Below are 13,776 nucleotides of genomic sequence, written 5' to 3'. Positions count from 1 at the left end.
TTAAATTTAATGATGTTTTTTTAATTTGTTTATTCTATATTCTGTGATTGTTCTCTTATTTTATCTATTAATAATTTTATTTCGATAGCAAGATGGGATATTTCTGTGGTATTGGTTTTTGATCCTATTGTATTTATTTCTCTATTCATCTCTTGAGTTAGGTATTCTATTTTTTTTCCTATATTGCATTTTTGTTCATTTACTGTCCTATACATTTCTTTCAAGTGTATATTTAGTCTATCTATTTCTTCTGAAATATCTACTTTTAAAACATTAGCAATTATTTCTTGAATAAATTTATCTTTGATTTCCTGATCATCAATTTCATCAAATTTATTGGATAATACTCCTATAAAATTTTTTTCTATTTTCTTTAATAACTTATTTTTGAAAGATTCAATACTTAGTTGTGCATTCTGTTCTATATGTTTGATTATTTTTCCAATATTATTTGTATAATTTATAATTATTTTACAGAGAGCTTCTCCTTCTCTTTCTCGATCTTCTTTTAGGTTATTTATAGCTAAAATAATCGATTCAATAACTAGATTTTCATTTAGAGGACATGAAGAATTTATTACATTGTTCTTGTTTTTATAGAAAAGATTAATCAATTCTGCTGATGTTGGCGGTCTAATATCAGGTATTTCTTTTTTTATAAATAGCATCTTATTTGAAATATTATTTATGAAAGCATGGAATGAATAGTCTTCTAGTATATCGTTTGATTGTTTGCTTATTTTTATTTCAATTTTACCTCTTGAAATATTTGTTGTTATTAGATTTCTGATATTTTTTTCTAGATTTTTGTATTCTTCTAAGACATTCATCTTAATATCTAAGAACTTATTATTAAAACTTCGTATTTCAATAGATATAATTTCATTTTTATTAATATCTATTTGTGAACAACCAAAACCTGTCATACTGTTCATAGTTATAATCTCATTTATAAAATAAATATTTATATCATAAATGTTTATTTAAATATAATTTACATTTTTATAAATTTGAGGATGTTATATGATAATTAAACGTTTATTTGGAAGGTCTTTTGATCAAATTAGACCTTTCAAGATAGTTAAAAAATTTACTAGTAATTCTGATGCTTCAATTTTGATTAGTATGGGAAATACTGTAGTTCTTTGTAATGCTAATATTTTAGATAGTGTTCCAGATTTTATGAAAGGAACAAATAGTCCTTGGATTACAGCAGAGTATAGTATGCTTCCAAGCTCAACAAAAGTTCGAATGACAAGAGAAGCAGTAGTAGGAAAACAATCTGGTAGAACACATGAAATACAAAGATTGATTGGACGTAGTTTAAGAGCAGCTTTTGATATGAAATATAGTGGTGAGTTTACTATTAAAGTAGATTGTGATGTGTTACAAGCTGATGGTGGTACAAGATGTGCAAGTATTACAGGGGCGTATTTGGCTATTGTAGATATCCTTCCTGTTTTATATAAAAAGTACTCTATTAGATATGATAAAAAATTTGAGAAAATAGCAGCCATTTCTGTTGGTCTTATTAATAATGATATATTGCTTGATATGGATTATAAAGAAGATTCTAATTGTGATGTAGATATGAATGTTGTAATGGATGCCAATGGTAATTTTATTGAAATACAAGTTACAGGAGAAAAAATAAAATTTAATAAAGAAAAATTTGATTTGATGTTATCTGCTGCTGGACATGGGATTTTGAAATTAATATCTTATTATTGATAAATATATTTTTGGATTTTTGCTATGAAGCCTAATACTACTACTTCTTTAAGTGCTTGGTTAAAATATTTAGAGAGGATTCATCCAAAAAATATTGATCTAGGCTTAGATCGTGTTAACAATGTTTTTAGAAGAATGAATCTGAAGATTAGAGGAGTTAAATTTATTGTTGGAGGTACTAATGGCAAAGGATCTACCTGTGCTTTCTTAGAATCTTTTTTATTAGAGTCTGGTTATTCAGTTGGTTTATATACATCTCCTCATATACTATCTTTTAGTGAGCGTATTCGTGTTAATGGTAACAAGGTTGGTGATCAAGAAATAATAGATAGTTTTTGCTTTATAGAAAACATTCGTAAAGAAATATCATTAACTTATTTTGAATATTCAACACTAGCAGCATTGAACATTTTTGCTAATAAGGCATTAGATGCTCTCATATTGGAAGTAGGACTAGGAGGAAGGTTAGATGCTGTGAATATTATAGATGCTGATTGTTCAATTATTACCAATATAGGTATTGACCATGTGGAATGGTTAGGAAATACTAGGGATTCAATAGGTAAAGAGAAATCTTATATTTACAGGAAGAATAAGTCAGCTATATGTGGAGATATTAATCCCCCTGATTCATTATTAAATTATGCTTATGAAATAAATGCAAATCTAAGATTAATAAATAAGGACTTTAGTTTTATAGTCGATCAAAAAAATGCATCTTGGTCTTATTTTGGCGATAATTATAATTTTAGAGATTTATCAATGCCAAAATTATTTGGTAATTGTCAAATAGTGAATGCTACTGTAGCTTTGTCTGCTTTGGATTCAGTATATCCAATATTATCAATTAATTGTCAGGTTATATCACTTGCAATTGAGAAAGTTTTTATACCAGCTAGATTCCAAGTTATCTCAAATAATCCAAATTTAATAATAGATGTATCACATAATTCGCATGCAGCAAATGTATTGTCAGATAATTTACAAAAAAGTAATAATTTTCATAGAACATATGCAATTATTGGTATGTTAAAAGACAAGGACATAAGAGAAGTTATTAGATTATTATCAAAAGATATAGACTATTGGTATTGTGCTAGTACATATGGAGAAAGAGGTTTATCTTCTAGTGAGTTAGAAAATATTATAAAAACATCGATAAATATTGATGAAAATTTAGTTCGCACTTTTCCGAGCCCATCTGATGCACTCAATATGGCTTTAACAAATTGCTCAAAATTAGATAGAATTCTGGTATTTGGTTCCTTCATTACTGTATCAGAGATATATAGTGTTTATGCAAATAAGTTGTGATGTTTTATGTTGTTATTACTTGTTTTTTTATTATAAAAATTGGTTAAAAGATCATATTTTGTTTACTATCATATTTTTGATTTTTTTATTACTAAACTTAGCATAGTAATATATTTTTTTATTATAAAAATAGTTATTTAACGTTTAATAAAAATATATATCCTATCAATTTTTTCTAAAATTATTATTTTTTTCTAAAACTGTGAATTATTTTGACTTTTTTATTCTATTTATTTTGATTCTTTCTTCTTTTGTAGGATTTTATCGTGGTTTTATAAAAGAATTTCTATCTTTATTTGCTTATATAATTTCATTCTTGATTACTGATTTGATCGGTACTATTTTATCGCCTTTTTTTGATTGTTATATAGATTCTATTTTATTCAAAGATTGTTTATCTTGTTTAATAGTTTTATTTTTATCATTATTATTTTGTTCTTTGATTGCTAATATGATATCTTTTTTTATAAACAAAACAGGCATTTCAAATATAAATAGAATTTTTGGTGCACTATTTGGTTTTTTTAGAGGTCTTTTTCTAGTAGTATTAATAGTTGTATTTTGTTGTTTTACTAATTTATCGCAAGAATTATATTGGGTTGATAGTATTTTCATAGATCCTATTATGATTTTAATTGAGAATATTAAATTATATTTACCTTATTCTTCCAGATTAAAAGAGTTGTTGCCTTAATAATTATCAAGGAAAATAATTATGTGTGGAATTGTTGGTGTTATTGGACGTAGCCAAGTAAATCAGCTTATATATGATAGTCTTTTGCTGCTGCAACATAGAGGTCAAGATGCAGCCGGTATAGCTACATCTAATAATGGTTTGTTTAATCTTCATAAATCACATGGACTTGTAAGAGATGTATTTAGGTCACATAACATGCTTTCTTTACCGGGATGTCAAGGTATAGGACAAGTACGTTATCCTACTGCAGGTTCTAATAATAGTGAGCATGAGGCTCAACCTTTTTATGTTAACGCTCCTTTTGGTATAATGTTTGCCCATAATGGTAATTTAACAAATTGGAAGGAATTAAGAGAATCTTTATTCAAAGTAGATCAAAGACACATAAATACTAATTCTGATTCAGAAGTTTTATTGAATATATTTGCACATGAATTACATTCAGTTTCTAGTGGAGTTTCTTTGGATGAAAATGCTATTTTTAAAGCAGTAGAAAATCTACATAAACGTGTACGCGGTGCTTACGCTGTAGTTTCATTAATATCAGGATATGGTTTAGTTGCTTTTCGTGATATATATGGTATTAGGCCTTTATGTATAGGTCGTCAAGATACAGATAAAGGTGTTGAATGGATGATAGCATCTGAATCTGTAGCATTGGAAGGTAATGGATTTAAATTTGTAAGAGATGTAGCACCAGGAGAAACTATATTTATAGATTTAGATGGGAATTTTTATAGTAAAGTTTGTTCTGATAAGAGTGTATTAACACCATGTATATTTGAATATATTTATTTTGCTAGACCTGATTCTTTTATAGATGGAGTATCAGTGTATGATGCTCGTTTGCGCATGGGCGAGTACTTAGCTGCAAAAATTTCAAAGGAAGTTCGGTCAGGGGATATAGATGTTGTTATTCCAATTCCTGATTCATCTCGTCCTGCTGCTATGCAACTTGCTGGCTGTTTAAATTTAGATTATAGAGAAGGGCTTATTAAAAATAGGTATGTAGGTAGAACTTTTATCATGCCTGGACAATCTATACGTAGGAAGTCTGTAAGGCAAAAATTAAATACTATTGCTACTGAATTTAAAAATAAAAATGTACTTTTGGTAGATGACTCAATAGTTAGAGGAACTACAAGCAAGGAGATAGTAGAAATGGCTCGTTCTGTTGGCGCAAGGAAAGTATATTTTGCATCAGCAGCAGCTCCAATTAGATATCAAAATGTTTATGGTATAGATATGCCTACCCCAGATGAATTGGTTGCCTCTAATCGTACAGAAGAAGAAGTACGAAAATTTATAGGAAGTGATTATTTAATATATCAGAATATAGAAGATATGGAACAGTCTGTAAGAGGCATACAACCTTCATTAGCTAATTTTGAAGCTTCTTGTTTTAATGGAGTTTATATTACAGGAGATGTAAATTCAGAGTATTTATCTAATTTGAGTAATACGAGGACTTCTTAACTAAAGAGATAAACAACGCATATATGCGTTGTTTATCATAAGTATAGAGATTTTAGTTATTCTTTTTTTAAACAAATAGAAAAGGATATTAAGATTAGTAAAACAAAAACAGATAAACTCAAAATAAAATATTCTATTCCAAATAATGTAACAGGGTCATCTGCGCATGATGCATATATATTAAATAACCATGGTATAGCAGAATCAAATCCACTATTACTAATTATTTTATCAGCAGCTGTTACTGTTGTGCAGGACAGGTCGTCTGAAGAAAATATTTTTTGAAGACAAGCTGCTAAAATACCTACTATTCCAAGAGCTGCAATCAAAAGTGCGAATATCCTAGAAATTATTACTTTATTTAGGAAAAAACCAATTAAAGAAATTATACCTATCAAAAAAAATAATAATCTTTGAATAACACACCATGCACATGGTTGCATATCAAAAAAATGTTGAGATATTAAAGCAATTAGTATTGAAAAAAAACTTAGTATAAACATGATAAGAAAAAGCTTATTGCTAAAGTGATTCTGCTTCATCTGCTGTTTCATAGTATTATTTTCATTCTAATTTATAGGAATCAAATGGATTAATTACAAATATCTATTTTTATAAAAAAGTATTAACTAAGCCTTGTATGCCAGCCCAACATATTTGTACACCTAGGCACAACATAATGAATGCAGATAATCTCATAAATACAGCAGTGCCACTTTTACCAAGTTTATTCAGCATTTGAGACGAAAATTTCATACATATATATAGAGCAAAAGTAGCTAATAAAATTGCTGGAATTGCTCCAGATAATCTTAAAGCTATTATTGATAATTGTTCATCTATTAATGAAACACCAACAGTTATTGCTCCAGCAATTGCGCCAGGACCAAATGTTACTGGAAAAGTTAGAGGGTAAAAGGATCTGGAATTTGCTATTTCTAGAGACATGGATTTTGTTTGATCAGTCTCACCTGAAGAATTGTCATCAGATGCAGTAACTAAATTCCAAGCACTATACATTATAAGCATGCCACCACCTAAACGGACTATAGGAAGTGAAATGCCAAATAACATTAATATCCCATTGCCTATTAACATAGTTGATATAAGCATAATAGCAACATTTATTCCAACTTTTTTTGCTAGCATTAATCTAGTTTCTGGAGATGCTCCTTCTGTCATGGAAAGGAATATTGGTGCAATAGCAGGTGGGTTTAAAAAAGGCAACAAGGTAGCCAATGTGAAAAGAAAACTTTTTATTAATGGATCTATCATAATAGTTACAAATAAAAATATAATTGGTTAATGTTTATTTAGTAAAGATTTAAATTTAATTATGTAAGAAAAATGTATCATTTTATGATAAGTTTTTTCTTAGTAGTTAAACTTAATAATTATATACTATGCGAGTATTATTATTTCTTTAGATGCACATATAGACTTCTCCTAATTAAGGTGATAATACATGGCAATATAACAATAACATAATTATTATATTTTAAGAAAATACTTATATAAATACATTCTTTAAAATTCTTTTTTCACAAAAGAAGGAATTTGTTTCATACCTGGTGATTTTGTTAATACTTCATAACCATTATCTGTGACAAGTATAGTATGTTCCCATTGTGCTGATAAGCTGTGGTCTTTTGTTACAACAGTCCATCCATCTTTGAGATGTTTTATTTCTTTACGGCCTGCATTTATCATTGGTTCTATAGTTATTAACATTCCTGTTTTTATATAATCTCCTGTATTAGGTCTGCCGTAATGCAACACCTGTGGATCCTCATGAAAATTGCGTCCTATACCATGTCCACAATATTCTCGTACAACTGAGAAGCCAGATGATTCAGCATGCTTTTGTATTGCATATCCTATATCTCCAAGTCTGGCTTTATTACGAACTTGTTCTATTCCTTTCCACATGCATTCATAAGTAATGTCAGCAAGTCTTTTACCCAATATATTGGGTTCTCCTACATGATACATTCTACTTGTATCGCCATACCAACCATCTTTTATTATTGTTACATCTATATTTAGTGAGTCTCCATCTTTCAAAATTTTTTCACCAGGTATTCCATGACATACTTGGTGATTTACTGAAGTACATATCGAACCAGTAAAAGGCGTATATCCTGGTGGGGCATATCCTATAGTTGCTGATTTTACATGTAATTCTTCAGTCATATATTCAAAACATAATTTATCTAATTCTCCAGTAGTTACACCTGGCCTAATATAAGGATGTATAAAATCAAGTATTTTTGCTGCATCTTCACAGGCAGCACGCATTTTTTCCAGATCATTAATATTTGTAATTATTCCCATTTTAAACTTTATAGTTACTTTATTTGGTTAATACAGACGTATGTAAAGTTATTTATTTACAACGTTATTACTTGTTAATTATATAACAATCTTTCCTATAAATTCTTTTGATAAAATAAGCTTTATACTTAACGCTTATTTTGCATTATACTCTACATAGATTTTTTGATTAATGTATAATCAATACATAATTAAATAGAATATATTTTGCGAAAAAAATATATTCTATTTAATAATATTATATTTGCACAACACATTATCCAGGGTGTCATTTTATAATTTGATACTTATGTGTTGTAAGAAACTAACCCTTGGAGATTTTTATGTCTATAATGCGTGAAATGTTAGAAGCTGGTGTCCATTTCGGTCATCAAACTCGTTATTGGAATCCAAAAATGTCGCAGTATATTTTTGGACAAAGAAATAAAATACATATAATTAATTTAGAAAAAACCGTAGAAAAATATTTAGAAGCTGTTGAATTTGTAAAAAAATCTTCTGAATCTGGTTCCGTCATATTATTTGTTGGCACAAAAAGAGCTGCTCGTGAATTTGTTGCTGAAGAATCCATTAGATGTGGGATGCCTTATGTCAACCATAGATGGCTTGGAGGAATGCTTACAAATTTTAAAACTGTTAAGTCGTCTATAAAGCGTCTAAAAGAAATGGAAAGCATGGTCGATAGTGGCGATATAGAAAAAATGACTAAAAAAGAATCGCTTTTATTTTATCGTGAACTTGAGAAATTAAATAGAGCTATAGGTGGTATTAAAAATATAGGTGGTTTGCCTGATGTTTTATTCGTTGTTGACGTTGGTTATCATAAAATTGCTATAGCTGAAGCCAAAGCTCTTGGAATAAAAGTAGTTGGGGTTGTTGATACAAATCATTCACCTGATGGCGTTGATTATGTTATTCCTGGTAATGATGATTCAGCAAAGGCTATATCTTTTTATGTGAAGGGTATTGCTGATGCTGTATTGGATGGACGTAAAAAGAAATTAGATAATACTGTAAATGCAATTAGAGATGATTTAGAAGAATTTGTAGAAGACAAGTCTTAATTTACTTTATTAATTATATTTTGAGAAATTTTATGACAAAGATTAATGCTTCCCTTGTGAAAGAATTAAGGGAAAAAACTGATGCTCCTATGATGGAATGTAAAAAGGCTCTGATTGAGTCTGAAGGTGATATTTCTAGAGCTGAAGAGATATTGAGAGTAAGGTTAGGGAGCAAAGCTAGTAAGGCTGCTTCTAGATTAGCTTCTGAGGGATTAATTGGAATATATACATGTATTGAAAATGACATGAGTATAGGAGTATTAGTAGAAGTAAATTGTGAAACAGATTTTGTTGCTAAGAATTCTGATTTTATTAATTTTGTTGATAATATTGCAAAAATAATTGCTAATAAAAATCCAGAAAATATTGATGCATTGTTAAATTTACAATATAACAATGATACTGTAGATGTTTTTAGATCAGAATTAGTAGGCAAAATTGGAGAAAATATTTCTATTCGTCGTTTTGAGAGAATATCTTCTAGTAATAAGATATCTAGTTACAACCATAATGGCAAAATTGGTGTTTTAGTTGATTTTAATGGAGATTCTTCTATTGGTAAAGATTTGGCTATGCATATAGCAGCCACAAAGCCTAAGGCAATTGATGAGAGTGGTATTAGTCAAGAAGATCTTGCTATTGAAAAATCTATTGCTAAAGAAAAAGCTATAAATTCTGGCAAACCTAAAGAAATAGTTGAAAAAATGATAGAAGGTTCTATTCAGAAATTTCTTAAAGAGGTTACATTAGTATCTCAACAATTTATAAAAAATGATAAGCAGACTGTTAATCAAATGCTGAAAGAGAAGAACAGTAATATTAATAAGTTTATTTATTATGCTGTTGGAGAAGGTATAGAGAAAAAAGATGTCGATTTTGCAGCTGAAGTAGCAGCAATGAGATCAAATTAAATATTAAGATTTTTATGTTTTCGTAATTTCAATAGTGTTATTGGTTTTTTTAATTTAGGAATACGGAATATATTATTATGAATAATAAGCCATACAAAAGAGTTTTATTGAAGCTTTCTGGTGAGGCTTTGATGGGAAATGATTCTTTTGGTATTAATAGATCTACTATATCAAATATAACATCAGAAATTTCTAAAGTCTTTGATTTGGGAATAGAAATAGCTATTGTTATAGGTGGTGGTAATATATTCCGTGGTGTCGCACCTGGTGCGCAAGGAATGGATAGGGCAACAGCTGATTATATGGGCATGATGGCTACAATTATGAATGCACTTGCTTTGCAAGATTCTTTAAAGTGCATTGGTGTGGATGCCAGGGTCCAATCTGCTTTAAATATAGACCAAGTTGTAGAACCATATATTAGACCAAAAGCTTTACGTTATCTTGAAGAAGGGAAAATTGTTATATTTGCAGCTGGTACTGGCAATCCATTTTTCACTACTGATACAGCTGCTGCTTTGCGTGGTGCTGAAATAGGTGCTGAAATAGTTTTAAAAGCTACTAAAGTAGATGGAATATACAGTTCTGATCCTAAAAAAGATCCCTCAGCTACTAAATATTCAAATATTTGTTTTGATGAAGTTATTGTTCGTAGAATAGAAGTTATGGACGCTACAGCTTTTGCATTGTGTCGTGATCATAATTTGCCAATAAATGTTTTTTCAATTTATAAAGAAAATGCGTTAAAAAGAGTTGTTAGCGGTGAAAATGAAGGAACTTTGGTGCATATTTAAAAGGGTATTTTATGGATTTAGATAGTGTTTGCAAATCAGCCGAAATAAAAATGAGTAAATCTGTTGATATGTTGAAGTCAAATTTAGCAAAAATTCGTACTGGTCGTGCTCATACAGGCATATTAGATCATATAAAAATTGATTATTACGGATCTCCTTCTTTAATCACCAAAATAGCAAATGTAAGTTTGACAGATTCAAGAACTATATCCGTTACTCCTTATGAAAAAAATATGCTTTCTAGTATTGAAAAGGCAATTAGAGAATCTGATCTAGGTTTAAACCCTATATCAATGGGTGGTAATTCAATTAAGGTTCCTATGCCGCCTTTAACAGAAGAAAGGCGTAAGGATTTGGTAAAAATATCAAAGTCAGAAGGAGAAGAGTCTAAAATAGCTATACGTAATATACGTCGCGAATGTAATGAAGTAGTTAAGAAAATGTTAAAAGAAAAAGAAATATCAGAGAATGATGAAAGAAGAGTTCAAGATTCTATACAAAAGATTACTGATATAAAAATATCTGAAATAGATAGAATCATAACTCAAAAAGAATCAGAAATAATGGTTATTTAATTTGAATTGTTTTGATAAAAAAAATTGAAAAAACAAAATATCAATTATGTCAACTAATCTAGCTGCACCAAAGCATCTTGCTATTATTATGGATGGCAATGGTCGTTGGGCCAGTAGTAGATTTTTGCCAAGAAGCTCTGGTCATGTAAAAGGAATAAAATCAGCAATTAGTATTATTAATAAAAGCATGCAGTTAGGTACAAAGTATTTAACATTGTTTGCTTTTAGTTCTGAAAATTGGAATCGTCCTCCTGAAGAGGTATCTAATTTAATAAGTTTATTTGCTAAAACTTTAGAGAATAAAGTTGATAGATTAATTGCTGAGGGTATTTGTTTTAATGTAATAGGAGATACAACAGCTTTTAATTATGATTTGCAAGAATTAATTAATTATGCTGTACGAAAAACTTCTGGTAATAAAAGATTTTATCTTACTGTGGCCGCTAATTATGGTGGGCATTGGGATATTTTGCAGGCAATAAAGTTGATGATTTTTGATAAAGATAATTCTTTATTTCAAAGGAATAACCATAATTTATATATAAATGATTTTAGTCGTTATTTATCTATGTCTTGGGCTCCTAATCCTGATCTTCTTATTAGAACAGGAGGTGAGAAACGTATATCTAATTTTTTAATATGGCAATTAGCATATACTGAACTTTATTTTACTGATATATATTGGCCAGATTTTACTCCATTAGATTTAGAAAGAGCTTTTGAATGGTATAAAACAAGAGAAAGAAGATTTGGTAAAATTAATAATTAATTATTTGTAAATTTTTAAAGTGATATTGTAGTGTTAGCCAAAAGATTATTAACTGCATTTATTATGCTTTTTATATTCTTATTATCATTATTGTTGGATAATAAGATTTATTTTGTATCTCTGTTTACATTCTGTGTTTCTATGGTTTTTTTGGAATGGGTACAATTTTTTTAGAAAAAAAATATAAAAATTATTTATATATATTTTCTTTGATTATATTTGTTTTTTTAATTTACCTATCAGAATTCTTATTTCAAGATTTATCTATTAAAGATAACAACATATTTAAGTTTTTAATATCTGTTGTTGTTATTTTATGGATATCATTTGCTGCTATGTCAGTAATTTCTCACCGTGATTTTTCTAGTTTAGAAAAGAAATTTTGGTTATTTTTTTCTATTCCAGCTTGTTTTTCTGCTTGGTTTGCTTTTGTTATATTTTATAAAATGCATGGGAATTGGTTCGTTATTTCTTTATTGATGCCTGTATGGATTCTTGATACATCAGGTTATATTTTTGGTAAATATATGGGCAGGACTAAATTAATTCCTAAAGTTAGCCCTGGAAAAACATTGGAAGGTGCTATAGCTGGCATATTTTTTTCTGTACTATTTTATATTATCAGCAGTTTTTTTTAAAGGAAGTTTTGCCAGCTTTATTTTAGAAACTCATGGTGTATTTGTTTCATTAGTTTTATTTTTTATTCTCAGCATGGTTGCTATATTAGGTGATCTTTTCGAGTCTTTATTAAAACGTAATTTTGGAATAAAAGACTCTGGCTCTTTACTTCCAGGCCATGGTGGTTTCTTTGATAGACTAGATTCTCTTATCCCTTTTATTCCGATGGCTATCATATTGTCTGGAGTGATAAATTGAGAGAGGTAAGGCGTGTTTTTATATTTGGTTCTACTGGCTCAATTGGAGAAAAATCTTTAGAAGTTATTAGCATAAACAAAGATCGCTTCGAAGTATTTGGTCTGAGCGCGAACAGTCAAATAGAACGTTTAGCAAAACAGGCGATAAATTTTAATGTAAAAGTAGTAGTAGTTCCTAATAAGCAGGCAAGAGAGCGTTTTTATAAAGCTATGCCTATTTGTTACAATGTTCCTGAAGTCTTAATAGGTGAAAATTCATTAATGAATGTAGCTTCTTCAGGATTATATGATATAGCAATTATTGCTACATCTGGAGTAGCTGGATTATATTCTGCATTAGAAGCAGCTAAAAGTGGAAAGCGTATTTTATTGGCTAATAAAGAATTATTAGTTATTGCTGGTCAGTTATTTATGGATGCTGTTTCTTTAAATAAAACTGAAATAATTCCTATAGATAGTGAAAATAATTCTATCTTCCAGTGTCTTCATAGAAACAGTTACCTGGATAACACAAAAAATGAATTTGCAAATAATTATATAAATAAAATTATTCTTACAGATTCTGGAGGTCCTTTTAGAAGTATGTCTGTAGATCAGTTAGAAGATGTTACACCACTTCATATTTATAAATATCATAATTGGCAAATTGGTCAGAAAATATCTGTTGATTCAGCAACAATGATAAATAAAGGCTTTGAGATTATAGAGACTTTTTGGTTGTTTTCTATGCCAATAGAATCTATAGATATATTAATACAGCCTCAAAGTATAGTTCATTCAATGATAGAATATTCAGATGGTTCAGTTATAGCTAATTTAAGTAAACCTAATATGGAAATACCTATATCATATGCATTAAGTTTTCCAGATATTTTAGAAAATAATGTTGGTTTTTTAGATTTATCTAAAGTATGTTCGTTAGATTTTTTTAAGCCTGATTTAGAAAGATTTCAATGTCTAAATTTATCCTTTGAAGCTTTAAATGCTGGTCCAGGTTATTGTATAGTATTAAACGCAGCTAATGAAGTTGCGGTGGAAGGATTTTTATCAGGTCGTTTAAAATACACATGGATTCCTAGAGTAATTGAAGCTTCTTTTGAATGGTATTCAAGTAAATTATCCAAAAAATTATTAAGTTTAGATGAAATAATTAATCTTGATCTTGAAGCTCGATATTTTGCTTCTAATCTTGGGATAGGGTTATCCTAATTTTATAGTTTTTATAAATCTGAAAGG

General features: G+C 28.9%; 16 protein-coding genes. 12 read left to right on the top strand and 4 right to left on the bottom strand.

What is annotated here, in order from left to right:
- Nucleotides 1–29 precede the first annotated feature (29 nt).
- Nucleotides 30–935 (bottom strand): YicC family protein, encoded by a 906-nt coding sequence (locus tag CKCE_RS01530; RefSeq protein ID WP_225968718.1) that lies wholly within the window; start codon nt 933–935, stop codon nt 30–32.
- Between the two features lie 88 nt (nt 936–1,023).
- On the opposite strand from CKCE_RS01530, the gene rph reads away from it, so the two are divergent.
- The 4 genes from rph to purF all read left to right on the top strand — a co-directional run bounded on the left by rph (nt 1,024) and on the right by purF (nt 5,218).
- Entirely contained in the window at nt 1,024–1,731 is a 708-nt protein-coding gene (rph, locus tag CKCE_RS01525) for a ribonuclease PH (RefSeq protein WP_015238567.1), read from the top strand.
- Nucleotides 1,732–1,755: 24 nt separating this feature from the next.
- Nucleotides 1,756–3,045 carry a bifunctional tetrahydrofolate synthase/dihydrofolate synthase gene (gene folC, locus CKCE_RS01520; RefSeq protein ID WP_015238566.1) on the top strand — a complete coding sequence of 430 codons (1,290 nt, stop codon included), beginning with the start codon at nt 1,756–1,758 and terminating at the stop codon, nt 3,043–3,045.
- 202 nt (nt 3,046–3,247) lie between these two features.
- Nucleotides 3,248–3,739, top strand: coding sequence for a CvpA family protein (locus CKCE_RS01515; protein ID WP_015389091.1), 492 nt, complete (start codon nt 3,248–3,250; stop codon nt 3,737–3,739).
- 21 nt (nt 3,740–3,760) lie between these two features.
- Nucleotides 3,761–5,218: an amidophosphoribosyltransferase gene (gene purF, locus CKCE_RS01510; protein WP_015238564.1), complete on the top strand. Its 1,458-nt coding sequence runs from the start codon at nt 3,761–3,763 to the stop codon at nt 5,216–5,218.
- 56 nt (nt 5,219–5,274) lie between these two features.
- Here purF and CKCE_RS01505 read toward each other — a convergent pair whose 3' ends face one another.
- From CKCE_RS01505 to map, 3 genes are all read right to left on the bottom strand, one after another.
- On the bottom strand, nt 5,275–5,772 hold the full coding sequence (locus CKCE_RS01505; protein ID WP_225968717.1) for a disulfide bond formation protein B: 498 nt from the start codon (nt 5,770–5,772) through the stop codon (nt 5,275–5,277).
- Nucleotides 5,773–5,830: 58 nt separating this feature from the next.
- Nucleotides 5,831–6,493 carry a MarC family protein gene (locus tag CKCE_RS01500; protein ID WP_015238562.1) on the bottom strand — a complete coding sequence of 221 codons (663 nt, stop codon included), beginning with the start codon at nt 6,491–6,493 and terminating at the stop codon, nt 5,831–5,833.
- Nucleotides 6,494–6,745: 252 nt separating this feature from the next.
- A complete protein-coding gene (map, locus tag CKCE_RS01495) occupies nt 6,746–7,552 on the bottom strand; it encodes a type I methionyl aminopeptidase (protein ID WP_015238561.1) in 807 nt (268 codons plus the stop codon).
- A gap of 323 nt (nt 7,553–7,875) precedes the next feature.
- Here map and rpsB point away from each other — a divergent pair, with 323 nt between their 5' ends.
- From rpsB to dxr, 8 genes are all read left to right on the top strand, one after another.
- On the top strand, nt 7,876–8,616 hold the full coding sequence (gene rpsB / locus CKCE_RS01490; RefSeq protein WP_015238560.1) for a 30S ribosomal protein S2: 741 nt from the start codon (nt 7,876–7,878) through the stop codon (nt 8,614–8,616).
- A 32-nt stretch (nt 8,617–8,648) separates the two neighbouring features.
- Nucleotides 8,649–9,527: a translation elongation factor Ts gene (gene tsf / locus CKCE_RS01485; RefSeq protein ID WP_015389093.1), complete on the top strand. Its 879-nt coding sequence runs from the start codon at nt 8,649–8,651 to the stop codon at nt 9,525–9,527.
- A gap of 77 nt (nt 9,528–9,604) precedes the next feature.
- Nucleotides 9,605–10,321, top strand: a complete 717-nt coding sequence (gene pyrH / locus CKCE_RS01480) for a UMP kinase (protein WP_015238558.1) — start codon at nt 9,605–9,607, stop codon at nt 10,319–10,321.
- An 11-nt stretch (nt 10,322–10,332) separates the two neighbouring features.
- The gene (gene frr, locus CKCE_RS01475) at nt 10,333–10,896 is read left to right on the top strand and encodes a ribosome recycling factor (RefSeq protein ID WP_015238557.1); all 564 of its coding nucleotides are present in this window, start codon (nt 10,333–10,335) and stop codon (nt 10,894–10,896) included.
- 46 nt (nt 10,897–10,942) lie between these two features.
- Nucleotides 10,943–11,665: a polyprenyl diphosphate synthase gene (uppS, locus tag CKCE_RS01470; RefSeq protein ID WP_015238556.1), complete on the top strand. Its 723-nt coding sequence runs from the start codon at nt 10,943–10,945 to the stop codon at nt 11,663–11,665.
- A gap of 155 nt (nt 11,666–11,820) precedes the next feature.
- Nucleotides 11,821–12,303 carry a phosphatidate cytidylyltransferase gene (locus CKCE_RS04065; RefSeq protein ID WP_015238555.1) on the top strand — a complete coding sequence of 161 codons (483 nt, stop codon included), beginning with the start codon at nt 11,821–11,823 and terminating at the stop codon, nt 12,301–12,303.
- Nucleotides 12,304–12,376: 73 nt separating this feature from the next.
- Nucleotides 12,377–12,541: a phosphatidate cytidylyltransferase gene (locus CKCE_RS04085; protein ID WP_420864527.1), complete on the top strand. Its 165-nt coding sequence runs from the start codon at nt 12,377–12,379 to the stop codon at nt 12,539–12,541.
- A complete protein-coding gene (gene dxr, locus CKCE_RS01460; RefSeq protein ID WP_015238554.1) occupies nt 12,538–13,749 on the top strand; it encodes a 1-deoxy-D-xylulose-5-phosphate reductoisomerase in 1,212 nt (403 codons plus the stop codon). The genes CKCE_RS04085 and dxr overlap by 4 nt, the downstream gene beginning before the upstream one ends.
- The last annotated feature ends 27 nt before the right edge of the window (nt 13,750–13,776 follow it).

Origin of the sequence: Candidatus Kinetoplastibacterium crithidii (ex Angomonas deanei ATCC 30255) (assembly GCF_000319225.1) — a bacterium.
GTDB lineage: Bacteria > Pseudomonadota > Gammaproteobacteria > Burkholderiales > Burkholderiaceae_B > Kinetoplastidibacterium > Kinetoplastidibacterium crithidii_B.
The sequence above is the reverse complement of the archived record's forward strand: the minus strand, read 5'-3'. Positions and strand labels throughout refer to the sequence as shown.